Annotated in this window: 15 protein-coding genes; 6 read left to right on the top strand and 9 right to left on the bottom strand. The window is 58.6% G+C overall.

Features of this window, described 5'->3' with window-relative positions:
* Positions 1-6: 6 nt before the first annotated feature.
* Positions 7-4,059, top strand: a complete 4,053-nt coding sequence (locus tag CZ345_RS09780; protein ID WP_077072936.1) for a DEAD/DEAH box helicase — start codon at positions 7-9, stop codon at positions 4,057-4,059.
* Positions 4,060-4,071: 12 nt separating this feature from the next.
* On the top strand, positions 4,072-7,305 hold the full coding sequence (locus tag CZ345_RS09775) for a DEAD/DEAH box helicase (protein WP_144277313.1): 3,234 nt from the start codon (positions 4,072-4,074) through the stop codon (positions 7,303-7,305).
* A gap of 682 nt (positions 7,306-7,987) precedes the next feature.
* On the opposite strand, the gene CZ345_RS09765 is transcribed toward CZ345_RS09775, so the two are convergent.
* The gene (locus CZ345_RS09765) at positions 7,988-8,197 is read right to left on the bottom strand and encodes a hypothetical protein (RefSeq protein ID WP_077072933.1); all 210 of its coding nucleotides are present in this window, start codon (positions 8,195-8,197) and stop codon (positions 7,988-7,990) included.
* A 311-nt stretch (positions 8,198-8,508) separates the two neighbouring features.
* The gene (locus tag CZ345_RS09760) at positions 8,509-9,336 is read right to left on the bottom strand and encodes a DUF3800 domain-containing protein (protein ID WP_077073039.1); all 828 of its coding nucleotides are present in this window, start codon (positions 9,334-9,336) and stop codon (positions 8,509-8,511) included.
* A gap of 439 nt (positions 9,337-9,775) precedes the next feature.
* Between CZ345_RS09760 and CZ345_RS09750 the strand changes: the two genes are divergently transcribed.
* The 4 genes from CZ345_RS09750 (at position 9,776) to CZ345_RS09735 (ending at position 15,343) form a co-directional block, all read left to right on the top strand.
* Positions 9,776-11,197, top strand: a complete 1,422-nt coding sequence (locus CZ345_RS09750) for a biotin carboxylase N-terminal domain-containing protein (protein WP_077072931.1) — start codon at positions 9,776-9,778, stop codon at positions 11,195-11,197.
* 36 nt (positions 11,198-11,233) lie between these two features.
* On the top strand, positions 11,234-13,474 hold the full coding sequence (locus CZ345_RS09745) for a carboxyl transferase domain-containing protein (RefSeq protein WP_077073038.1): 2,241 nt from the start codon (positions 11,234-11,236) through the stop codon (positions 13,472-13,474).
* Between the two features lie 9 nt (positions 13,475-13,483).
* Entirely contained in the window at positions 13,484-14,134 is a 651-nt protein-coding gene (locus CZ345_RS09740; protein ID WP_077072930.1) for a biotin attachment protein, read from the top strand.
* Between the two features lie 840 nt (positions 14,135-14,974).
* Positions 14,975-15,343 carry a hypothetical protein gene (locus CZ345_RS09735; protein WP_077072929.1) on the top strand — a complete coding sequence of 123 codons (369 nt, stop codon included), beginning with the start codon at positions 14,975-14,977 and terminating at the stop codon, positions 15,341-15,343.
* Between the two features lie 686 nt (positions 15,344-16,029).
* Here the strand turns inward: CZ345_RS09735 and CZ345_RS09730 are convergent.
* From CZ345_RS09730 to CZ345_RS09700, 7 genes are all read right to left on the bottom strand, one after another.
* Positions 16,030-16,482 carry a YjiG family protein gene (locus tag CZ345_RS09730; RefSeq protein ID WP_077072928.1) on the bottom strand — a complete coding sequence of 151 codons (453 nt, stop codon included), beginning with the start codon at positions 16,480-16,482 and terminating at the stop codon, positions 16,030-16,032.
* Positions 16,472-17,131, bottom strand: coding sequence for a nucleoside recognition domain-containing protein (locus CZ345_RS09725; protein WP_144277312.1), 660 nt, complete (start codon positions 17,129-17,131; stop codon positions 16,472-16,474). Before CZ345_RS09725 ends, CZ345_RS09730 begins: the two co-directional genes overlap by 11 nt.
* Positions 17,124-18,209, bottom strand: a complete 1,086-nt coding sequence (locus CZ345_RS09720) for an AMP-binding protein (RefSeq protein ID WP_077072927.1) — start codon at positions 18,207-18,209, stop codon at positions 17,124-17,126. Before CZ345_RS09720 ends, CZ345_RS09725 begins: the two co-directional genes overlap by 8 nt.
* Before the next feature lie 7 nt (positions 18,210-18,216).
* Positions 18,217-19,038: a 1,4-dihydroxy-2-naphthoyl-CoA synthase gene (gene menB / locus CZ345_RS09715; RefSeq protein WP_077072926.1), complete on the bottom strand. Its 822-nt coding sequence runs from the start codon at positions 19,036-19,038 to the stop codon at positions 18,217-18,219.
* 128 nt (positions 19,039-19,166) lie between these two features.
* Complete coding sequence (locus tag CZ345_RS09710; RefSeq protein ID WP_077072925.1) at positions 19,167-19,586, bottom strand: PaaI family thioesterase; 420 nt, start codon at positions 19,584-19,586, stop codon at positions 19,167-19,169.
* Between the two features lie 535 nt (positions 19,587-20,121).
* Positions 20,122-21,087 carry an MBL fold metallo-hydrolase gene (locus CZ345_RS09705; RefSeq protein ID WP_077072924.1) on the bottom strand — a complete coding sequence of 322 codons (966 nt, stop codon included), beginning with the start codon at positions 21,085-21,087 and terminating at the stop codon, positions 20,122-20,124.
* A gap of 191 nt (positions 21,088-21,278) precedes the next feature.
* Positions 21,279-22,016: a sulfite exporter TauE/SafE family protein gene (locus CZ345_RS09700; RefSeq protein ID WP_077072923.1), complete on the bottom strand. Its 738-nt coding sequence runs from the start codon at positions 22,014-22,016 to the stop codon at positions 21,279-21,281.
* Positions 22,017-22,375: the final 359 nt, after the last annotated feature.

The raw sequence follows: 22,375 nt of genomic DNA, 5'->3' as shown, positions 1-22,375 counted from the left end.
TTGACCATGTCCATACGACTTTACTTCCCCACCATCGGTAAAGATTCCGAACCCAATATCCTCTGGCAGTTGTCTTCCTGTGAGGATGGCCAGCCGGGTGAAATTTATCTTGATAAAGAGCTGTGCGACATTCCTGATAGAAACAAAACTTTTTGGAACCCCATCAAAAGAGCCGCTGAATGCGGGGCGGTCCGTTTGACTGCCAGGGGGGTGAAAGGCGTCGATTACAAGGAGAAGCTTGCCGGCAGTTCCGCTTCGGGGTGCGCCGAGTTTTTCCGTCAGTACGACTGCAACGGCAGCAAAAAGAACCTGAATGTTGCCGTCAGCATTCATTCCGAATGTTGGAACGACGCTGAACAAGTCAGTGATGTCAAGGCAAAAATAGAATTCTGCCGGAAGGAGGGCATGGATCTTCTTCTGCTTCCCGAAAAGAATTTCCCTGGGGATATTGAGGCGACGCGTCTGTCAGATATGGACGGTGTTCCCGAAAATATGAGTGACAGGAACATGCTCATATTGCTGGCAGGAGAGGGGTGGACCAAGCAGCTTGCCCGACTGCTGGAGGTGCCCCCCCGTGGGGAGCGGGAGACGACTGCCGATGAGCAGACCTCTCATGAAGACACTCGTCGTCTGTATGAAATCTATCTGGAGGCGCTTTCTTCGGGGGAAGAGGGAGAAGAAATGACGATGCTCCGGGAGATATTCCGTCAAAGTCATGTCGACGACAGGGAAATGAAGGAAAATACGTTTCCCAGCAAGGCTCTGGATGGTGAGGATGAGGACGGACGCCCCTGCAGAGACATAGTGTTCCAGCGGGGAAGTGCGAAGAAGCCGCATCTTCTGTTCGTGGGCTCCACCAGTACCGGAAAAACGACTCTGGCCAAGGCCCTGCTGCTCAATGCGTTGTTTATGGGTGTCAAGGCCGTGTACATATCGCCTACGAGGGCTCTGGTGTATGAAGTGTATGAGGACTTCATGCGTATGCTGAAAGACATGCGGCAAGCGGCAGAGAAACTTGGAAGCGACTATAGGAATCTTCTGGAATATTTTATCCACAGTGAAACTGACGATGGGTGGATACTTTGCTCCACGGGCGAAAGGGGGGAACAGGACGGACAGATTCTGAGAGACGAATACCGGATTATCTTTTCCGTGTATGAAAAAGCCAATCTTTTCATGAACATCATGCTGGACAAGGCAGCAGACAGGCAGCCGGGACTCATTGTGATCGACGAGCTGCACATGCTCATGGATGAGCAGCGAGGAGGGATTCTCGACCTGTTCATGGCCAAAGTGCAGGACTCCGCCAGACCGGCACGGATCATCGGCATTACCACGGAAAAAGAGGGCGCCGCAACGCTCAGGGAATTTCTTCATACGGCAGGGGAGGGAGATGCGCAGCGTCGTCCTGCTCCCTCCATCATATCCATTCCGTATCGTCCCTGTGCTGTGGAGCATTATCTGCTTCTTGGGCACTGTGAGAGCCGGATCGCCGTGTTTGACAGTCAGCAGGTACCCGTTCTTTCCCACTTCAAAGGCAGAACGCTGGTTCAGCAGCTTGTCAGAAAGTATAAGGAAGAGGACAACGAGCCTTTCCGCTATGTCGATATGCTTGAGAAACGCGGTCCGGATAAAAAACCTCATGCCAAGGTGCTCGCCGTCTTTAATTCCATCGCACACATATACTCCGTCATGGAAGAACTGATTGATTCCCGCAAACAGGGAAACGTGAAGTGGACGGACGGCGAGGCTAATCAGAAAAGTAAGGATGCGGGGGAAAGTAAGGATGCGGGGGAAAGTAAGGGCACGGCATATTGCGATGAAGAGACGCTGGACAGGATTCATGAAAAACTTGCCGTCAGCCTTGTCAGCACCGAGGAGAGGGAAAAGCTCTGGAAGGGAGCTCATGCCGGTATTTTTGTCTATTACTCTCCCATGGATTACGACCTGCGCGAAGTCATGGCGGAGGCCTTCCGAGAGGACGGCGGAGGAAGTGAGAAAAAAACGCAGGTTCTGCTGACGACGGAAGCACTGGCCTACGGCGTCAATCTTCCGGCCGATGCCGTGTATCTTACCTATATCCGTGATCTTGAAGGAAATATTCTTAAAAAGAACGTGTTTTTCAACCTGCTCGGGCGCGTGGGACGCCTGGGAAAAAATTCTTCCGCGCATCAGTGTGCCTATATTGTTTCCATGGAGCAGGACGCCGCCCGGGCGGAGCAGGAACTTTCCGAAGCATTGAAGCTCTATGAGAACGATGATGATGAATTCCGTCCGCAGACCTTCAATGAGCAGGATTTTTTCAATCTCATGCCCGAAAGGGATGCCGTCGAAGCGTTGGACGACATCGCCTTTCCGACGTTCCGTTCCTCACTGGACGCTCTGCGTTTTACTGTTGCCCGGAAGGAAAGAAATATGGCTGCGCCGCGTCATGTGCGTGCCCATCTCTCCCGTTCCTTCTTCGGCTGGTATCAGCGGTACAGGCAGGATGTAGAGAACGATGAGATGGAAAAAGTTCTGCAGAAGCTCTACGAGCTTATTGCCCATGCGCCGGGATTTGAAAAGAACAAGCTTGTCTGCGAAGAGAACGGAAGCTTCAGTTGTACGGAGCTTGCTTCCGCCCTTATTGATACGGGCACCAGCTGGAAGGCCATCCAGCCGATGATCCGGTGGCTGGAGCGTATCAGCAGGCTGGATGTTTACAGAAAGCTGCCGGTGGAACTGCTTCTTGTGGGAATGCTTCCCGTAGGGGAGTTGTGGGAGCTTATCCGCAGGTTTGATCAGCAGGCGGGCAAATTCACCGTTTCCGTTTCTCCGGAAAGTGAGGACTGGGCCAGGCGCGCTCTTGCGGGAGAGCTGAAACTGCTTGACGAGTCTCTTCCCGTTGAGCAGCTGCTGAAGACGATTGATGAGTATCTGGAAAAGTGCTGTGGGAATCTGGAGCTTTCCGACAAAAAGCAGAGTGAGCCGCTCAGTCATGCCGCGCGACGCAGCAGTTTTTTCCGGCTTCTGGCCGCGCTGCTGCGCTGGGTACGCGGAGCCTCTTCCGACGAGATACAGAAGCTTGCTTCACCCTATGAGGGCATGGCGGATTTCTCGCTCAGTTTTTCCTCCCGTTACGGCGACCGCGCCAGCTGGCTCTGTATTTTGTGCCTGCGCTTTTTCAGCAAAACCGAAGGGGTGAAATTATGCCCCGAGCATGAGGGCGCCCTGCAGAACCTGGCATTGCGGATGCGCTACGGCGTCCCCCGGGACTGCATTCCCCTTATGGGTATGGGGAATGCGCGTATTTCAAGAACGGAAGTGCTTAAATACATGCGCCTTCATGCCATCACCCTGAAGAAGGTCATGCAGCTTTCCTTTATGGAATATGCTCAAGAAAGGGGGATAAGACTTCTTAATGTGCAGGACTTTGATAAGCTCAAGAGAAATGCCGAGCTCTATTATCTGAGAGCTGCCGAGGACTTCGGCTGGATACTCATGAAACGGGGCAATATGGCTGCACAGAATGCATGGAAGAGCTTGAAATCCTGTCTGAAAAACCCCGAAACAGCTTCCAATGACAAGGTCGCCGGTGCTCTGAGGGATATCGTTTCCGGTAATGGTTTTGACTGCAGAGTCACGAATGATGGGAGAGAACTCGTCATCCGGCAGAACGGTGTTGCCCGAGAACTGGTTCTGTCCATTCTGAATGTTTCCTTCATAAAGGAGGGACAGGAAGCGCTTGTCAAGTACATCAGTTCCCTGAAGGGGAAAGACGTTCTCTGCGTATGGATGCCGTGGAAAAATTGTCATGACCTGCCCGATCCCGACGTACCTGCCGTCGGCATTATGAGCGCCATGCTGATCCTGCGCATGATGGATCCGAGGAATATGGGCGTGGAGAACATCTATGAATGGCTTTCCAGACAGAAGAAGGCGGGAAAAAGGTTTTTCCGTATTCAGCAGCTCATAGGCGACACGGATGATGCCATCAAGGATCTGAGGGACTATCTTCCCGGTGAGGTGCTGCAGGGCGTTCTTCAGATGGAGGAAGCATTCTTCCCCGATAAACAATAAGGTGGAGAAAGTATGTATTTTGCATTTCCCTTATATCCTGAAGAGGGAAGTCCTCTCATACGCTGTTGCACTGTACCCCCGCGACAGCCGGACGGCCCCTGCCTGAAGATGGAGTCCAATCCGAACCGTGTTTCTTTTACCTTACATTTACGAGAGGTGGAGGAAAAAAGTGACGGAAATGTGTTCTGGAGTCTTGTGCGGTCCGTATTAAAAAAGGACAGAGATCTTGTTCTGAAGGTCGGAACGCTTTTGAACGGGGGAGAAGACGACCTTCTTTCTCATCTGGAGCGATGCCCTTTTCTTCTGCCGTTGCGCCTGCTTGCCGAATATCGTTCTCTGGACGGCATGGATGATCTTACCGTTCTCTTTGCCGCTTTCGGCAACGAAGTTCCCGCACCCATGCGCCGGCCGGAGCTGCTGAAATACTGGCATAGACGTTATGGGGAAAATGACCGGGCGCTGATATACGCCTGTGGTGAAGATCTGCCTGAAGTGCTGAGGAAAGACCGTTTTTCTTCTCTGGAAGATCTTCGGAACCTTTCCCTTTCCTTTGAGGATCGTCTGTGCCGTCTGCAGGAGAGAAGGGACTTCAGCAGCCGCTGTATGCCTTTGCCGTCCGGAAAGAACTGGATGGAAGATGTGGCCGGAGCGCTTCACCTTGTGGCATTGGACCATTTTTTCGCCGGGGAAAAAGGCAGCGGTAATGCCGCTTTTTCACACCTGACCTGGAAGCAGGTCTTCAAAAGGGTAACGGGAGCGGAAGAGCTTCCTGAAGTAATGGCAAAGGTGCCGGCCATTCTTTCCGGCAGCCTGCTTGAGCAGGCGTTTACCCCTGATGTTGTGCAGATGCTTTTCCCCGGGACGCATATTGGAGATAGGGAGCATCTTGCTCATATTGTTCTTCAGGGTGTTGCAGGAACGGGGAAGAGTACGCTGGGCTATCTGATCCTGCTTCATAACCTGCTGTATGAATCGACCCCGCATGTGGTATATATGGGACCTACCCGTATGCTGGTGGAGGAAGCCTACGCCACGTTCAGGGCCATGGTGGAAGGCTTGGCGGGACGTGAAGGGTTTGAGTTCCTGGATCCCGACGGCGTTGTGATTTCCACCGGGGAACGTATCGAACATGATGAGCGCATCAGGGATGGAGCATTCCAAGCGCTTTTTATCGTTTATGAAAAACTCAACAATTTTTTTCATGAAAAAACGCTGTGCTCGGTACTCACCTGCGTTATGGTGGATGAAGTGCAGATGATCTGCGATCCCCAGCGGGGCGGTGTTCTTGACGTACTTTTAACCGGTCTTTGCCGGGAAGCGGCAAACCGTGTCGCTCTCAGTCGGAAAAAAGATCTGCTGCGTCTTGTCATATGCACGACGGAAGCTTTTCAACTTGAACGGCAGCTCAGCATGGATATTCTGCCGTCCCGATCCGGCAGTCCGAAAAAAAGGCCTCCTGTCGTGCTTACGGATAAAAGGCGATTTATTCCTGTAAGCACCTGGTATCAATATGTTTCGAGAAAAGGTTCGTCATTGCCGCTGTACTTTGGATTGTCGCAGCAGAGACAGATGGACGGCATGATGAACCGAAAGTGGCAGGTGTGTCTTCTTTCCGGGAAAAAAAACATGAACAACTGGCTGCAGGAATGGATGTGGGGACACGAAAAGGTTCTCTATGTTTCCTATACGCAGTTTTTCATGATATCTCTGGCCCAGAAACTTTGCTCCGGCAGACCCGAGATGTTCTGTGATGAGGCATGGTTGTCAGACTTTTATGAAAGTCTGCACAGGGAGGGATTTCAGGACATCTGCTGCAACGAGCTTATCCAGTGTGCTCGCAAGGGAATTTTTTTCAATTTTTCCGATATGGGGCAGAAAGCACGCACCATGTCCACGGCGCAGTATAAATCCATGAGAGCCCGTCCCGGTATCCCCATTATTACCTTTGCAACCAGTACCATCATGTACGGAGTCAACCTGCCCGCCGATCTGCTGATTCTCGGCAATCTCCGGTGGCCGAGGTTTAAGGACAAATGGGGAGAACTCGACTTTACGTATCTTTCTTCCTTTGAAATGCACAATATTACCGGAAGAGTGGGAAGATACGGCGTAAGCAGCGCCTCCGTGACGCCGACCATAGTCCTGTGCGGACAGAGGCCCCCCCGATGGCAGAGGGTATATTGGGAGTACTCCAAGGAATGTCGTCAGGTCGTGCAGATGCTGAGTCTGCCTGAAACCAGTACCTGTGCAGCCGCACTTTTGCGGAAGGGAGCTTTTTGCCCGAAATGTCTGGGAGATTTTCATCCTGCGGAACAGGCTTTTTTGATAAACGCCCTGCTGCATGCTCCAGTCATGAAAAACGGCCAGGAAAGAAAACTGACGGAGGTTCAGAAGTTTATCGAATCCACATGGGCCTGGGCTTATGTTCTGGAGCATCATAATGATGACGTGTGGAAAAACGCAATTCAGCTTTTCTATGGGTTCCTTCAGGAGGAATTTCCGGAAATGGTCAGAGTTTCAGAAGTCGACGGCAAAATAACGATATGGCCGTTGCCTTTCTGCTTCATGGTGAGTAAAACCGGGGTTTCTCTTGGTGTGATTAAAGAAATCAAGAGCGTATTGAATACCTGGACTCTGGATTCATACACCTCTTCGGAATATGTCGTACTTGTACTTCTTTCTCTTCTTATGACTCAGGAAGGATGGCGAACATTTTTGCCTTTTCTTCAGGAAAGCGGCTGGGGAAAAAATAACGCTCAGGGCAGACTTTCCGATCTGCAACGTCATATCTTGGAAAAGACGGACGAGCAGGAACAGGAAATGCGTGCGGAACTGCATGACATGCTTCTGGATTTTATGAATGAAAGGCGGGTGACGGATACGATTGCCCATATTCAGAAGTATTTTTATACGCACAATATGCCTATATCCTTATTCGGAGGATATGAATCCGAGGTAGGACGCCGCAAGGTTCTGCTGCTCTTCCGCAGCGCACTTGCGCTCCTTTCCTGGTGCAGGGGAAAGCCTGCTCAGGAAATCAACCGGTATCGCTATGCCGACGGCGGACTTCCGGTAAAAACTGAAAATGTTCTTTATGAAAACAGCTTTCAGAATGATTCCCGTGATCGTCTTTCCTATATGTTGACCTGCTTCAAAGACTATTGTTCCCGGAATTCCGACTACGGACACTGGGAAAATGCCGTAGAGCAGGCCAGACTGGCATTGCTGCAGGTACAGTCTTTATAACAGAAGCCTGTTGGGGAAGAATATTAAAGATAGCAGGAAAGATGTCTTTTCGAGACGTGTGTTCGCTGAGTTGCCAGTATATCTTCATAAGAAAGACGTAAGCCGGCAGGCATTCCCGTCAGCTTGCGGCCGCGCTGCTTCTCTGCCTTGCCGTGGGGGCGGGCTATGTTTCCCGCCGCCTGCCCGAAGGCTTCGACATGGCATCCGGCGCAGCCGTGCTTCTGCCCGGCCTGCTCGCGCTCTACCTGCTGCACCGGCGCTAGCGCGTGTCCTGCGGGTGCGCGGGCGCAAAGCTCCCGTGAGGCGGGCCTGCCCCGGCGTTTTTCGCCGGGCTTCTCCCTGCCCGGGAACAGGCGGGGCGTTTTCTTTTTCTGGGCGGCGTATGCTGCGCCTGCGCCCGGTGCGGCCTTGCCCCGGCCCGGCCCCGGATGTGTCCGGGGCTTTTTTTGTGCCCGGAAGTTGAGCTCCGGAAGAGCGCGGCACCGCATGAGAAAAAAAACACTTTTCATGTGATAAATTTAACGATATAGGGAATGCTCCCGCTTTCTCCCTGAAAAACAAGGGGAAATACCGGCATGAGAATGAAGGATGAACAACAGGGCAATGCCGTGCGCCGCGGCCTTTTCCGGCTGCGCCGCTCCCGCAGGGGAGGCGCTTTTCCATGCCGCAGGCTCTCCGCCGCTCAGGCTCCGGCAGCGATGCAGGCGCGCCGCTTTGCCGAGCCCTGCAGGAGGAAGAGCACGGAGGCCGCCATCGCCATGCTCCAGAATCCGGGTTTCGCCGCAGGCAGGGCGTCTCCGGCATCCGGCCGCGTCTCCGGCATCCGGTTCACAGGCTGCACCGCGCGCATCACGCTCCGCGTGACGTCGATGCCCGTGCGGGCTGTCCCCATTGTCTTTCCTTCATGGAACACCTCGTGCGTATCAGGATTTCCACGCGTTTGCCGGAAGTCTTTCCTTCAGGCCCTTCCGGCGGGCAGCGTTTCCCCCTTACCCCTGCGCGGCGCGCCTGCCGGACATTTCCTCCGGCCCCCCGGCACGGCGCGCGCCGTGTCTGCCCGGAAGGGACGGCATCTTTTCTCCCTTCCGGGGTCTTCGGGGAGGGAGTGTCCTGAAAGAAAGGACAACTTCGTGGAGTTTTTTGTGTACTGCACAGGGGGGATCGGCCGGGCTGCGGAGTATTCCTTCATGAGAAGGACGCGAGTCATGAGGAAGGCGTGAGTTCTGTCGTATCGTCGTCTTCCGGGGGCGGCGATGTCTTCCGCCGGAGGCTGTGGGCTTTCAGAACGCTTTTAAGGCGATCTCCGAAGTAGGTTTCCATGATACTATAATCGTTATACTGTTCAGGAAGTACCTGATATGTGATATATCTGTTCAGCAGACCACAGAACCAGTCGGCGCATTGAAGATTCTGGTACAAATGACTTTCAAGCTGGTACGGTGGTTCAAGAAGAGCGGCGCAGGTATTCCCATAGTGATGACCGAACATTTCACTGCTTGCGGCGTGGATTCCTGCCATCCTGAATTTACGTTTTGCCCCTGCTTCGTCGCTGTCTATGGCATCCAGCAACAGGCTGAATGTGGATGCGTTATGGGTGCAATAACGATCAAGCCTTCGAATGCAGTCTCTCAGTACGGAAGTATACAGGGCTTCGGGGGTATGCGCGTCATGAGGAGGTTCTTTTTCTATGCCGCTGTAGAAAACAAAGCCGCCGGTAGATTTGATTTTATTGATAAGCCGGAATGTTGCCTGGCGCAACTCGGAATATTTTTCTATATTTCTTATGGAATAGAGGGCGGAGCCTTTTTTTTCCCATTCGTACGAAGGCGTTTTCCGCGGGTCGTTTTCGATTTCCCACTTCAGAAGAGTGCACTTCAATTTATAGAAGAACATGGAGAAATTTCGTACTTCCGTCACGGGAAGGACGATTCCGGCGAATCCGAACACCGGGCTTGTATTGTGGCGCGGGTCATCGCGGGAGATGAAGGGGCCGATATGGCCGAACTCGTCCAGATAGGCAAAGTAGTGCACGCGGGCTCCGAAAACGCGAAAGCCCACATGAAGTGGGCCTCGGAATTGACAGCAGGATACGCCGGAACGGCGGTCATGCCGTCGGTTTAACGATAGGTACTTCTCGGGGAAAGTCAAGAAGGCGGGCGTGTTCCCCTCCGGGAAAAGGGGAATTTTCCCCCTTCCCGAAGCCTTTTTGCGTCTCTATCCGTAAATAAAAAGGGCATAAAAGGAGGGGGCTTGATTCTTTCCGTCCGCGAGGTATAATCGCCCCACAAAAGGCGGCCGCATCGAAGCCGCCGGTGCCTTGTTTTCCGCGCTTTTTCCGCCGGAAAAGGCCCCGGCTTCCTTCCGGCCGCAGAGCGTTACATACCGGGCAAGGCGGGAGGAGAGGATCGCCTGCCCCTTCTTTATCATCACGGTCTTATGGGCCTTTTCCCCTTTGCAACAAGGAAATGGCGTGAACAAACAGCATAAAGTGCTTATTGCCAACCGCGGTGAAATCGCGGTTCGCATCATTCAGGCATGCAGGAAGCTGGGGCTTGATTTCGTGTGCGTGTACACCGCGGAAGACTCCTGCTCCGGCCATGTTTCGCTGGCCCGGGAACTGGGCGGCGAAAAGAGTCTGTACCGCATTTCGTCGTATCACGACGCCAACGAACTTCTGAGCGTGGCCGATGAATCCTCGGCCACGGCCGTGCACCCCGGGTACGGCTTCTTTGCGGAAGACTTCCGCTTCGCCCGCCGCGTGACGGAACGCAGCCGTCCGCTTGTTTTCCTCGGGCCGTCGTGGCGCGTCATCCGCGACCTCGGCGACAAAATCAATACCAAGCGCCTCGCCCGTTCTCTGGGCGTGCCCACCGTGCCCGGTTCCGACAGGCCCGTGTACGATGAACTCGAGGCCGAAAAGATCGCCCGCTCGCTCTTCGATTTTCAGATGCAGCAGGGCATCGCCCGCCCCCTCGTTCTGGTGAAGGCCTCCGCGGGCGGCGGCGGCATGGGCATCGAGGAAGTGTACGACATCGACATGTTCCGCCAGGTGTACCGCCGCATCCGCAACTACGCCATGCGGCAGTTCAAGGATGAGGGCGTGCTCATCGAGCAGCGCATCAAGGACTTCAACCATCTGGAAGTGCAGGTGCTTTCCGACCGCGGCGGCCGTCATCCCGTGCATTTCGGCACCCGCAACTGCTCCATCCAGTCCACCGGTCGCCAGAAGCGCCTTGAAGTGGCTCCCGGCTTCGACCCTTCCTCCATTCACTACGACTTCGACGCCAGGGCGCTGCTTGACGAAATCGTCATGCATTCGCTGAACATGGCCCGCAAGGTGGGCTACGACAGCGTGGGCACCTGGGAATGGATCGTCACGCGCGACGGGCACCCCTTCCTCATGGAAGTGAACACCCGCATTCAGGTGGAAAACGGCGTTTCCGCCGCCATCAGCCGCGTGAAGGGCAAGGAGGTCGACCTCATTGCCGAACAGATCCGCACCGGCCTCGGCGATCCGCTGGGCTACACGCAGGACGACATCACCTTCCACGGCGTGGGCGTGGAATACCGCATCATCGCAGAAGACCCGGACAACGGCTTCGCCCCCTGGGTGGGCGACATCGACCGCTTCGACTGGGAAGAACACGACTGGTGCCGCGTGCACACCCATGTGCCCCCGGTTTCCCCGGAAAACCCCTATACCATTCCCACGGAGTTCGACCCCAACCTCGCGCTTGCCATCATCTGGGGCAAGGACCTTGCCGAAGTGAGCGCCAACGGCCTTGCCTTCCTGGACAAGATGCACCTCGAAGGGCACGACGGAAAGGGCGAGGCCCTGAAGTCCAATGTGGAATTTCTGAAGAAAAAAACGGAGCGTATGCTGCGTTTCTAATTTCCTGTCCTCGTCAGGAAGGGATAACGATATATGATGGAATGGGAAAAGCAACTGCATCAGCTCTCCGACAGGCTGAGCTACCTCAAGGACATTTTTCCGGGCAAGCATGAGGAAGACATTGCGCTCCTCGAATCCCGGCTCGACGGTATCCGCCGCAAGCTGGAAAGCTGCTCGCAGGAAGAAGCCCAGGCGGAGATGACTTCGCTGGAGGATCTGTTCTTCTTCATCGAATGCAAGCTTGAAGACAAGCTCACCCCCATGGACAAGGTGCGCATCGTGCGTCACCCCCAGCGCATCTGTCTGCGCGACATCCTCGAAAACGTGTACGACAACTACACGGAAATCGGCGGTCAGGGGGAACATACCAACGACCCGGCCATGGTCATTGCCCGCGCCTACATCACGCGCAAGCGTCACGGCAAGGTGTGCCATCAGCCCGTGCTCGTCATCGGCCATGAAAAGGGCCACGGCGAGGAATTCCGCAACGGCGGTTCCGCCAAGCCCTGGGGCAATGCCAAGGCCAAGCACTACATGGGCGTGGCCGAAACCGAAGGCATCCCCATCCACGCCTATGTGTTCACTCCCGGCGGCTATCCGCTGGAAGACTACCCCGGCGCGGCGCAGCAGATCGCCCGCAACATCTACGAAATGGCCGGACTCACCGTGCCGCTCATCGCCATCTTCTCCGAAGGCGGCTCCGGCGGCGCCGAGGCCATTTCCCTGGCCGACAAGCGCCTCATGCTCTCCCACGGTTACTATTCCGTGATTTCCCCCGAGGGCGCGGCCGCCATCGAAGGCCGCCTGCGCGGCGGGGCGCGCGCTTCCGCCGACCTTGTGGAACGCTGCGCCAAAGACCTGCACCTCACCGCCGAAGACAACCTGAAGTTCGGCTACATCGACAAGATCATTCAGGAACCCGTGCTCGGCGCGCGTCCGTATCATTACGAATTCTTCCGCACCATCCGTCAGGAAGTCATCCGCGCCACCGATGAAGTGGTGCTCGCCGCCCGCGGGCTTGCGCCTCTGCGCGCGGCCACGCTCCGCCGCTTCCGCGACAGAGAGCTGAACCTCGACGAAATCTCCGTGCGCTGGGATCTTTCCCGCAAGGCGCGCCAGCGCCTCGTGGAGAGGCGGCAGAACAAGTTCATCAAGGCTTCGCACCGCGAATGCCAGAACCGCCGCTCCATCATGGGCCGCCTCGGCGACGCCTGGTCGGAACAGTGGTGGGAAATCTACAACCGCCTCATTTACGACTTCTATCATCGCAACCGCCGCACCTTCGCCAACCTGCTCGATGAACTCGGTTCCGAATGGGAAATGGTGAAGCTGCGCGCCATGAAGCCCTGGAACAGGCTGCGCCGCAGGCCCGTGGTCGAAAACACCGCCGCCGAAGAGGAACTCACCTCCCTTTCCGAATGGGAAGAGACCGACCGTTCCGGCTGGGCATGGGTGAGCGACAAGGCCAAGGAAGACCGCGCCATCTCCTGCCCCTATTCCGCCAAGCGCGGCTGCATGGACATGTGGGCGCCCGACCTCTACAACGAGTTTGCGGGCGTGTGCTCCACCTGCGGGCATCACTTCCCCATGGAATACCAGTGGGTGATGAACAACTGCTTCGATGAGAACTCCCTCTACGAGTTCAATACCGAAGTGGAGGCGGGCAACCCCCTGTCCTTCCCCGGTTTCGATGAAAAAATCGCCGAAGCCAAGAAGAAGACGGGCCTGAAGAGCGGCTGCATCACCTTTGAGGCACGCATCGACGGCGTGCAGGTGGTGGTCGCCATTCTGGTCGGCTCCTTCCGCGGCGGTTCCGTGGGCGTGGCCGAAGGCTCCAAGTTCGTGGCCGCCGCCGACCGCGCGCGCCGCAAGCGCTACCCCTTCATCGTGTACTGCCACGGCACCGCGGGTATCCGCATTCAGGAAGGCACGCACGGCGTCATTCAGATGCCGCGCTGCACCGTGGCCGTGCGCCGCTACATCGAATCCGGCGGCCTGTACCTCGTTTTGTACGATACCAAGTCCTACGGCGGCCCGGTGGCCAGCTTCCTCGGCTGCGCCTTCTACCAGTTCGCCATCCGTTCTTCCGACATCGGCTTCGCCGGGCCGGGCGTCATCAAGAACACCACCGGACTCGATATTCCGCCGGATCATCACAACTGCTACAAGGCCCTTTCCCGCGGGCACATTCAGGGCGTGTGGGACCGCCGCGACGTGCGCGCCAACCTGCGCCAGGCCCTCGAAACCATGGGCGGCCGCAACCTTTACTATCGCTAGGGTGAACGCATGAGAGACATTGCCGAAGTCATGGAGGAACTCAAGGCCGCCCCCTATACGGAAAGGGAGGTCCGCGCGCCGCATACCGGCGTGATCCGTTTCGCTGAAATCGAGGAAGGCGCCCGTGTGACCGGCTTTACCGGTACCTGGAAGGAAATCCCCGGTACCCATATCGCCACCATCACGCGCGAAAAGAACCCCTGCAAGGTGCTGGCTTCCGAACGCGGCGTGCTCCAGAAGCTCTACCGCGAACTCGACGGCTCCTTCGTCGAGGCAGGAACCCCCCTCGGCGTCATCCGCCACTACCTCACCCGGCAGGAAGTCGTCAGCAAGCTCCTCAAGGAAAGCCTCTACGCCTTCTGCGCGCCGGAACGCGCCAAGTACTACTTCGTGCCCGATGTGGACAAGAAGGTTAAAATCCTCGGCTGCCGTACCGTGTCCATTCACGACGGTATGGAGCTGTTCATCGTGTCCCGCATGAAGCGCGAGGCTCCCCTCTGCTACAGCGGCCCCGCAGGCATCATCTACGACGTCTACTTCGACCAGACCAGAAACGTCGACGCCGGCAGCCCCCTCATCGTCGTCTGCCCGCCCGAACAGCAGTCCGCCGTGGAAGACGTCGTCGCCCGCGTCCAGAGCGAATGGAACGAAGGCGAATAACCCCGTAACCGAAAAGCAATCCCTGCGCCCGGCCCCGGCTCTGTCTGCGGCCGGGCGTTTTTGCAGGCTCCCGCCCCGCACGGAAAGAGAGGGAGAGGCGGAAAAGGCGGGCGGGGCAAAGCTCCGCACCCCGGCAAAGGCGCCGGGGCTCCGCCCCAGACCCCGCCGGGGAGGGAAGTGGGAGAAGAAAGCGTTTCTCGGGGGAGATAATCTCCCCCGAACCCCCGTAGTTGGCAGGGCGGAAGGCGGCGGAGCCGCAACGCTTTTCCTTCGACTCACGGCGGGATGTGCTTGTTGTCCCAGGGCAACGCGCAGTTTTTTTGCGGAATCTCTGCTGCGCCGTTTTTTCTCTGGGAAAGAGTGTTCTCCCCGGAGTCCGTCTTTCCGCCGGAAAGCCGGGGCAGGTCGCGGAAAGGACTGCCGCACCGTATGGCCGCCGGTCGCGGAAAGGCCCGGCGTACGGCGTTTCGGCGGCCATCTCCGTGTGAGCGTGTCCTGCCGGACCCGCTCACGCAGGCCGACTCCGTCCCGGCGTTGCCGGGCCGTCGTGTCAAAGGAAGGGATTTAAAGAAGGGAAACGTTGTATCGGGGCATGGGCTTCATTCTGCCTTCGTTTGCGAAGGAATAACGTTTTCTCAACGCTCCGGGGGGCCCGGGGAGTTTTCGGGCGGCCGGGCCGGAGGCGGTAAGCAGCCGCAATTCACTGGCGGCGTTAAGCGTAACAGCCGCCGTGCAGGCCCTGCGCCCGTACAGTGTGCCCGGCACAAACGGGCCTTCGTGTCGCCCGGGCGAAGGAAAGGAAAGGCCGGGCCTTCGTTAACCACTTCAAAGGAAAGAACAATGGGCAGGATATTGCAGATTCGCGTAGGCGCATGGACGTATGACGAAGATGAGGTAACGGCGGCATGGCCGAAGCTCTGCACGCTGGTATGGGGCGAGCTTGACCGTTTCGGCCCCGTGGGCATGAAGCACGGCGTGACGGAACTTGCCGAATATCTGCCGGATGCCGTGCGTTTTGCCGATATGAATAAGGAAACGCGCGCCGCTCTTACGCCCGGGGTGGAAAAGGTGTCGGACAGGCTTTCCGCCATGCGTTCCGCCCTTGCGGAATGGGACCCGCGCCGCGCCAATACCCTGAGCAACGAACTGGAAGACGCCCTTACCGAACTGGAAAAGCTGGCCCCGGAAGAGCTGCTCGGGCGCAAATAACGGCGCACATGTCTTCCCCTCTCTGGAGAGGGGGACAAGCGGTTTTTGCCTGCCGGATACGCGGTACAGGCTGCGTTGCGCATACGGCGGGCATGGCGTTTGACGCCGCAGGTGAATTGCGGCTGCTTACAGCTCCGGCCCGGGCGCTCGAAAGCACCCGGGGCCACGAGCGTTGAGAAAAGGTTATTCCTTCGTAAACAAAAACAGAATGAAGCGAAGGGGCTTTCTTTCCTGAACAAAGGCCGGACGGAGCATGGGGAAGACATTGTGCCTGAACAGAGGCCCGAATAAGGCAAAGGTCCGGTACAACGCTCCTTCATCGTGAAATCTCTTCTTCCGGCACTGTTTTCCGGCGCGGGCCGGAAAACAGTCGGCCGCCGCAGGTGGGCGCGGCAGCGCACACCTGCACGGAGTACGGGGCAGGAACGTGACGGGAAAAGCCTTTCTGCGGGTACGACAGACCTTTTCGTTTATGCCTCTCCGGCCTGCGCCTTCCTGCCCGACATGCATCCGTCACGGCCGTGAGTCGAAGGAGGGCCCCGGCAGCCTGTTCACGCTTCGGCCCTGCCGGATACGGGGGTTCGGGGGAGATTATCTCCCCCGGCGGGGGCCGGGGCGGAGCCCCGGTGCCTTTGCCGGGGTGCGGGGCTTTGCCCCGACCTGCCTTTCCTCTTCTTTCCTTGCGGCTACACGAAGAAGAACTTCATGGTGAGCATGGCGAGGGCGGCGTTGATGATGCCGATGGCATAGAGCACGGGGTAGTGCCCGGGGTTGACGCCTGCGACGCCGAGGATACGGCCTGCGTACTGTATCTGTGCGCCCATGAGGAAGATGGCGGGCATGATGATGCTGACATGGTCTGCGTTCATGATGCCGTGGGAATACAGGCTTGCGGCCGCGCCCACGCCTCCGCCGGCGGAAAACCAGGTGGAGATGAGCACGGTGACGGCCTCGCCGGGCAGTCCGAACAGTCCCATGACGGGGGAGCAGACATGGCCCACGGCGTCGAGCAGGCCGCTTGTCTGAAGCAGCTTGATGAAGGCGAAGGCGAGCACCACGTTGGGAAGCATGTTCTGCGTGGCGACCTTCCAGCCCTTGACCGCGCCGTCGACAAAGGCGGAATACAGGCTATGCGTCATGGCAGGCCTCCTTTTTTTCCACGGCGCGCAGGTAGAGGCGCATGAAGTTGGCGCCTGCCACCTTGTAGAAGAGAATGACGCCGAGCGGCATCAGGTGCGGCACGGAAAGGAAGGGGAACAGCGCCACGCCCATGCTGAGGTACACGGTAACGGAAGACGCGGAGCAGAACTGGAAGGCGGCGAAGAGCGTTTTTTCCTTTTCCGTAATCAGGCCCTGTTCCGAGAGTCCGCGCGTCATGGCCGCGCCCGCGTCGGAGCTTTGCAGGCTGGAAATGAGCGCAAGCGCCGCCGAGCCGGGCAGCCCCAGCAGGGGCCGCATGAGCGGGGTGAGCAGTTTCTGTCCTGCGCGCAGGGCGCCCATGCGTTCCGCGGCTTCCACCACGCTGAGGGCCAGCATGATGCCGGGCACCAGAGAAAGGGCGAAGAGAAAGCCGTAGCGCGCCCCGTCGCCGCCTTTGCCGAGGAAGGTGAACTCTTCCGCAATCTTTCCGAAGGAACCGCTGAGCAGCGAAAAATCGAGACAGCGCAGAAAGCCCGGCGCATCGGAAAACGCGCCGGAGAAGAAGAGTATGGTCAGCACAAGGGCCGCGCAGGCCCTGAACGGGAGCGGGGCCTCGGGCCTGCCGGGGGAGAGGGGAGCGTCAGTCATCGTGCACCTCCGAAGGGGCCTCTGCCGCGGAAGGCGGCATGAGGCTTTTTGCCAGGGCGCGGGCGGCGGCCCTGTCCGGTTTGCCGGAACCGGTGAGCGGCAGCGCTTCCACCGTAAAAACATGCCGGGGCCGGGCGTAGGGATGCAGGCGCGCAAGGAAGGGCGCGGGGTCTTCCCCTCCCGGTTCCAGCAGCAGGCATACGGCCTCCCCGAAGTGCGCGTCCGGCACGCAGGTGATCTGGAAGGGGCGGGGCAGGTCGAGTTCCTCCTCCAGCTTTTCCATAGGCAGCTTTACGCCGCCGGAGTTGATGACGTTGTCCCTGCGGCCCAGAATGCGGAAGCGCCCCGCCTCGTCGAAGAGCGCGAGGTCGTTGGTGACGATTTCCGTTCCGCATACGGCGGGCGCGTGTATGGCCAGAGCGCCTTCTTCCGTGAGGCGCAGCTTCACCCCGGCAAAGGGCGTGTACCATTCCGAGGCTTCCGGCCCGCTGACGCGGCGCAGCGCAATGTGCGAGAGCGTTTCCGTCATGCCGTAGGTGGACCATACGTTGTTCGGAAAGTCCCGGAGCGTGCGGGCAAGGGCGCCGGTGACGGCGCTTCCGCCCAGAATGAGGTGCGCCGTCTCTTTCAGAAGGGCGGTTTCCTCTTCGCTTTCCAGTGTGGAAAACACCTGCGCCGGGGTCATGGCCAGAAAGCGCGGCGCTTCGGCAAGGCCGCGCAGGGCATGACCGGAAGGCTCCTCGCACCAGAGGTCGAGCCCGGCCTCCAGCGCGCGCACCACCACCATTTTCGCGCCTATGTAGCGCAGGGGCATACACAGAAGGGCCGTGTCGCCGCGCCTGAGCCCGAGAAAGGAAACCGTCATGCGGGCGCTTGCGCGCATACGTTCCTTTTCCACATGCATGATTTTGGGCGCGCCCGTGGAGCCGGAACTCTGCACCGTCACCGTGGGGGAGGGGCCGTACCATTCTTCGAGAAAGTCCGCGAGGTCTTCGCGTATGCAGCGCTTTTCGTGCGTGCGAAGATGCGCGACATCTTCCGGGCCGATGCTGCGGCCGTAGAGCGTGAGGCGGTTCATGGGCGGCCTACGGGAAGAGGGGGTTGCCGGAAAAGTCGGGACGGCGCTTTTCCAGAAAGGCGCGGCCGCCTTCCTGCGCTTCGTCGGTGAGGTAGTAGAGCAGCGTGGCGTCGCCCGCCAGTTCCTGAATGCCCGCCTGACCGTCCAGTTCCGCGTTGAGCCCGGCTTTGATCATGCGCAGGGCAAGGGGGCTGTGCTGCATCATGGTTTCGGCCCATTCCACCATGGTGTCTTCCAGCGCATCCTGCGGAACCACCGCGTTCACAAGGCCCATGGCAAGGGCCTGCTGCGCGTCGTACTGGCGGCAGAGGAACCAGATTTCACGGGCCTTCTTCTGCCCCACCACGCGCGCGAGGTAGGATGCGCCGAAGCCTGCGTCGAAGCTGCCCACCCTCGGCCCGGTCTGGCCGAAACGGGCGTTTTCCGAGGCGATGGTAAGGTCGCACACCACATGCAGCACATGGCCGCCGCCTATGGCGTAGCCGTTCACCATGGCGATGACGGGCTTGGGCAGGGAACGGATCTGCTTCTGCACGTCGAGCACGTTGAGGCGGGGCACGCCGTCCTGCCCCACATAACCGCCGCGGCCCTTGAAGTTCATGTCGCCGCCGCTGCAGAAGGCCTTGTCCCCCGCGCCGGTGAGCGCCACCACGCGGATATCCCCGGATTCGCGGCACAGGTGCAGGGCGTCGCCTATTTCCGCCACCGTCACGGGCGTGAAGGCGTTGCGGCGATGCGGGCGGTTGATGGTGATTTTGCCTATGCCGTTATAGAATTCAAAAAGGATGTCCTCGTACTGCCTGATGGGAGTCCATTCGCGTTTGTTCATGGCGTGTTCCTTGGTTGAGTGTTCGGCCCGCGCGCAGGCGTCGCAGGGCGGAGGGCGTTTTTCGGCGCGGCGTGAAGACCCGCGCTTTTGGGAGAAAGCGCGTTTTCATGGTCAAGGTCTGCGGGCGGCTATGCCGGGAGTGCGTTCGCCTTGATGCAGTTGGTCACGCGGCCGGAGGAAACGAGCCTGCCTTCCTCATCGTGAATATCCACGTTCCATACATGGATGTGCCGCGTCTTCTGGAGAAGGGTGGCCGTGGCCGTCACTTCGCCTCCCCGGGGGACGGCGCGCATGTGGCTGGCGCTTACCTGAATGCCGAGCGGCACTTCTCCGGGCGCGCAGAGCGCCAGGGAACCGTAGCCCGCCAGCGTTTCCATGAGCGCCAGAGAGGCCCCTCCGCTCAGAAATCCGAAGGGCTGGCATACCTTGTCTTCCACCTTCATGCGGGCCGTGGCGAGGCCCGGCTGCGAGGCGGCAAGTTCCATGCCCAGCACTTCGTGCAGGCAGGCGGGGGCATGGTTTTTCCGGGAAAGCGGGTTCTGATTCATGGCTGCTCCGTGGAATGCCTTGCGTTTTTCGGCAAAGTTCCGTGTTTGGGGAGAGACACTATAACGAGGTTGCGCCATTCCGGCAAGAGGGCGTGGGGAAGTTCCCTCCGCGATTGTTCCGAAGCTGCGGCAAGGCTTCCTGCGGAAGAGAGGAAAACCTTGCGACGGCCCTTGGAAAAGAAAGGTATAAGGTTATTCTTTTCCTTGTGCGGCAAGGCTTTTGAAGAAAAGAAAAGAGCGTAAGGAGTGATTTTTCAAACTTCCGCTACAAAATTGCATGGTTCAACTGTCTCGGAGGAGGGTGCGGAAGGCGTTCTGCGTGCAGAAGCGCATGAGGCGCGCCGCCTGCGCGGAAAGGCGGAAGAGGCCCCTGCCGGTTCCCGGCGAGGAGGGCGATTGTAGTTTCCGGCGGCATACCGGCAGGCAAGGCGCGGCTGCGCCGGGCCGCGGAGGGAAAAAAGCGGACGCCCGCCCTCCGTTCAGGAAGGCAGGGCATCCGCACAAGGTCCGGCGAAGACCGGGAGAAAAAGGCGCTTCAGCTTGCGGCTTTCTTCAGCTCCAGCTCAAGCCGGGCGGAGGCTCCGTCGATCATGCCCTGAAGCCTTGCAAGGTACTTCTGCCTGTTGATGAGCGGGTGCGGGTCGGCGGCCTTCAGCGACCGCAGCGCAGGGATGAGTTCCGTAAGGCCGGTGCTGAAGGGGTGGGCCGTAAGGTCCACTTCGATATTCAGGGCCGCGTCGCCCAGCTTTTTCATGCTGGCGATGTAGGCGCGCACCTGCTCCGGGCCCTCGATGGCGTTCAGCCCCTGCCCGCCCACGGTGACGGCCTGCCGCCTTTCCCCGCCGTGCCGCACCGTATAGACATACGATGCCGTGCCCCAGGTGTGGCCCGGCGTGTCCAGCACGGTGAACACGTTGTCGCCGCAGGAAATCTGCTGCCCGTCTTCGGCAACGATGTCGATGCCTTCGGGCATGATCCAGGCGTTTTTCGTGCCCTTGCTCTGCTCGGCATAGCGGAAGGATTCCTCCCAGCCCTTTTTCGTCATGACGAAGCGGGCGTTCTTCAGAAGAGGCTTCAGCCGGGCGAGTCCGCCCACATGGTCGAAGTGCCCGTGCGTCATGAGCACATAGCGGATGTTTTCCGGCGCTATGCCCACGGTTTTCAGGTTTTCCAGCAGAAAGTCCGTAAAGGGTTCGTGCGTGGTGTCGATGAGCACCCAGCCGTCATTCGTGTTCACGGCCCAGGCCGATACCCAGGTCAGCCCCACCTGCCATACGTTGTCGAAGGCGCGGTACGGCGCGCGTTTCTGGCAGGCGGGGTCGTTCAGCCATGCGTTCAGCTTTTCGGGCATACGTCGGGTGGCCCCGAATTCCTGAAACAGGCGGCTCACTTCGGCGGAATTCATATCCGCAGCGGCTGCGGAGGCGGGAAACGCGGGGCAGAGGGCCGCGCCTGCGGCACAGCAGCTCAGCGCAAGAAAATCGCGACGGGACATTTTCATAAGACCATCCTTGTTGTAAGGGAAAAGGATTTATACAGTTATGGTATAGTGTGCCGGTTCATCAAACAAGGAGGCGTAACAGTTTGTCATACTTTGGAAGAAAGGCTCCCGTCGGACGCGCCGGGGGAAGGGCGCAAAAAAGCCCGCCTTTGCCGGAACAAAAGCGGGCTGCGGAACATTTCAGGCCGGGCCTACATCACCGAACGGTAGAGCAGCACGAGCCCGGAGAGGAGAATCATGCCGAGCAGCAGCTTGCGGAAGGCCTGCTGCGGCATGCGGCGCACCACGGGAATGCTGATGAGCACGCCGAGAACCGCGCTGGGCAGGGAAACCGAAACCGCGCTGATGAGGCTTTCGGAGTAAAGGCCCGCCTGCCACTGGCCGAAAATGAGGCCCACGTTGAGGAAGTTGAAGAACATGCTGGTGGAGGCGAGCGCCTTTTCCTTTTCCCAGCCGCGGAAGGCCGCGTACACCGCAAGCACGGGCCCGCCCAGACTGGTGCAGGAGGTGAGGAACGCCCCCGCCACACCGGCGATGAAGGCGGTCAGGGGATGATACGGCAGCGAAGGCCGCACCTTGCGCGAAAGATACTGCCACGCCACGAAGAATATCAGCATCACGCCCACGCCGAAGAGCAGCGCGGGGCCGGAAACCGTGGTGAGCAGCGCAAGACCGGCCGGAATGCCCGGAATGCAGCCCAGCGTGAGAAAAAGCACCTCGCGCCACAGGATATGCCGCCGGTAAATGATGGCCAGCGCCAGCGGAATAATGAAGCCCGTAAGGCAGGAAATGAGAATGGCGTCTCTCGGCGTGGTGAGGAACGTCACCACCGGCATGGCTATCATGCCGCCGCCTATGGAGGTTACCCCGTGAATGAAGCCGCCGAGCAGCCACACGGCCGCAATACAGAAAAGCTGGGCAAAGGTCATGCCGCGCTCCCTGGTGCGAAAGAAGAACGTTTGCCTTGCGCGGGGTGCCGCGCCTGCCGGAAAACACGAACCGAAGCCCTGAAACAGGCCCCGGTATGGCGTCCATAAGGAAGCAAATCTCCCCCTCTGTCAAGACTTTTGCCGGAAATACCCTCTTTTTCCCGCCGTGCGCGGGCGGCGCCGGAAAAGAACGGGAAAGCCGTGCGCCTTCGGGCCCGCCTTTCCCGCATCGCGTTGCAGAACATCCGGGGAGGGCGGAAGAGGCGGAAGGGCATGGCGGGGCGCGGAAAAGAGGGCAGGGCCGTTTGTTCCGCAGGCTGCGGCCGGAAAGGCGAAATCCCCCGGGCTTGCGGGAAAAA

Origin of the sequence: Mailhella massiliensis (assembly GCF_900155525.1) — a bacterium.
In the GTDB taxonomy this organism is placed as follows: domain Bacteria; phylum Desulfobacterota; class Desulfovibrionia; order Desulfovibrionales; family Desulfovibrionaceae; genus Mailhella; species Mailhella massiliensis.
This window is presented reverse-complemented; position numbering and strand designations above follow the sequence as displayed.

What these genes read in the sequence shown, in the direction of transcription:
- CZ345_RS09780 (WP_077072936.1), top strand. Translation starts at nt 7, where the DNA reads ATGTCCATACGACTTTACTTCCCCACCATCGGTAAAGATTCCGAACCC.
- CZ345_RS09775 (WP_144277313.1), top strand. Translation starts at nt 4,072, where the DNA reads ATGTATTTTGCATTTCCCTTATATCCTGAAGAGGGAAGTCCTCTCATA.
- CZ345_RS09765 (WP_077072933.1), bottom strand. Translation starts at nt 8,197, where the DNA reads ATGGGGACAGCCCGCACGGGCATCGACGTCACGCGGAGCGTGATGCGC.
- CZ345_RS09745 (WP_077073038.1), top strand. Translation starts at nt 11,234, where the DNA reads ATGGAATGGGAAAAGCAACTGCATCAGCTCTCCGACAGGCTGAGCTAC.
- CZ345_RS09740 (WP_077072930.1), top strand. Translation starts at nt 13,484, where the DNA reads ATGAGAGACATTGCCGAAGTCATGGAGGAACTCAAGGCCGCCCCCTAT.
- CZ345_RS09735 (WP_077072929.1), top strand. Translation starts at nt 14,975, where the DNA reads ATGGGCAGGATATTGCAGATTCGCGTAGGCGCATGGACGTATGACGAA.
- CZ345_RS09730 (WP_077072928.1), bottom strand. Translation starts at nt 16,482, where the DNA reads ATGACGCATAGCCTGTATTCCGCCTTTGTCGACGGCGCGGTCAAGGGC.
- CZ345_RS09725 (WP_144277312.1), bottom strand. Translation starts at nt 17,131, where the DNA reads ATGACTGACGCTCCCCTCTCCCCCGGCAGGCCCGAGGCCCCGCTCCCG.
- CZ345_RS09720 (WP_077072927.1), bottom strand. Translation starts at nt 18,209, where the DNA reads ATGAACCGCCTCACGCTCTACGGCCGCAGCATCGGCCCGGAAGATGTC.
- menB (WP_077072926.1), bottom strand. Translation starts at nt 19,038, where the DNA reads ATGAACAAACGCGAATGGACTCCCATCAGGCAGTACGAGGACATCCTT.
- CZ345_RS09710 (WP_077072925.1), bottom strand. Translation starts at nt 19,586, where the DNA reads ATGAATCAGAACCCGCTTTCCCGGAAAAACCATGCCCCCGCCTGCCTG.
- CZ345_RS09705 (WP_077072924.1), bottom strand. Translation starts at nt 21,087, where the DNA reads ATGAAAATGTCCCGTCGCGATTTTCTTGCGCTGAGCTGCTGTGCCGCA.
- CZ345_RS09700 (WP_077072923.1), bottom strand. Translation starts at nt 22,016, where the DNA reads ATGACCTTTGCCCAGCTTTTCTGTATTGCGGCCGTGTGGCTGCTCGGC.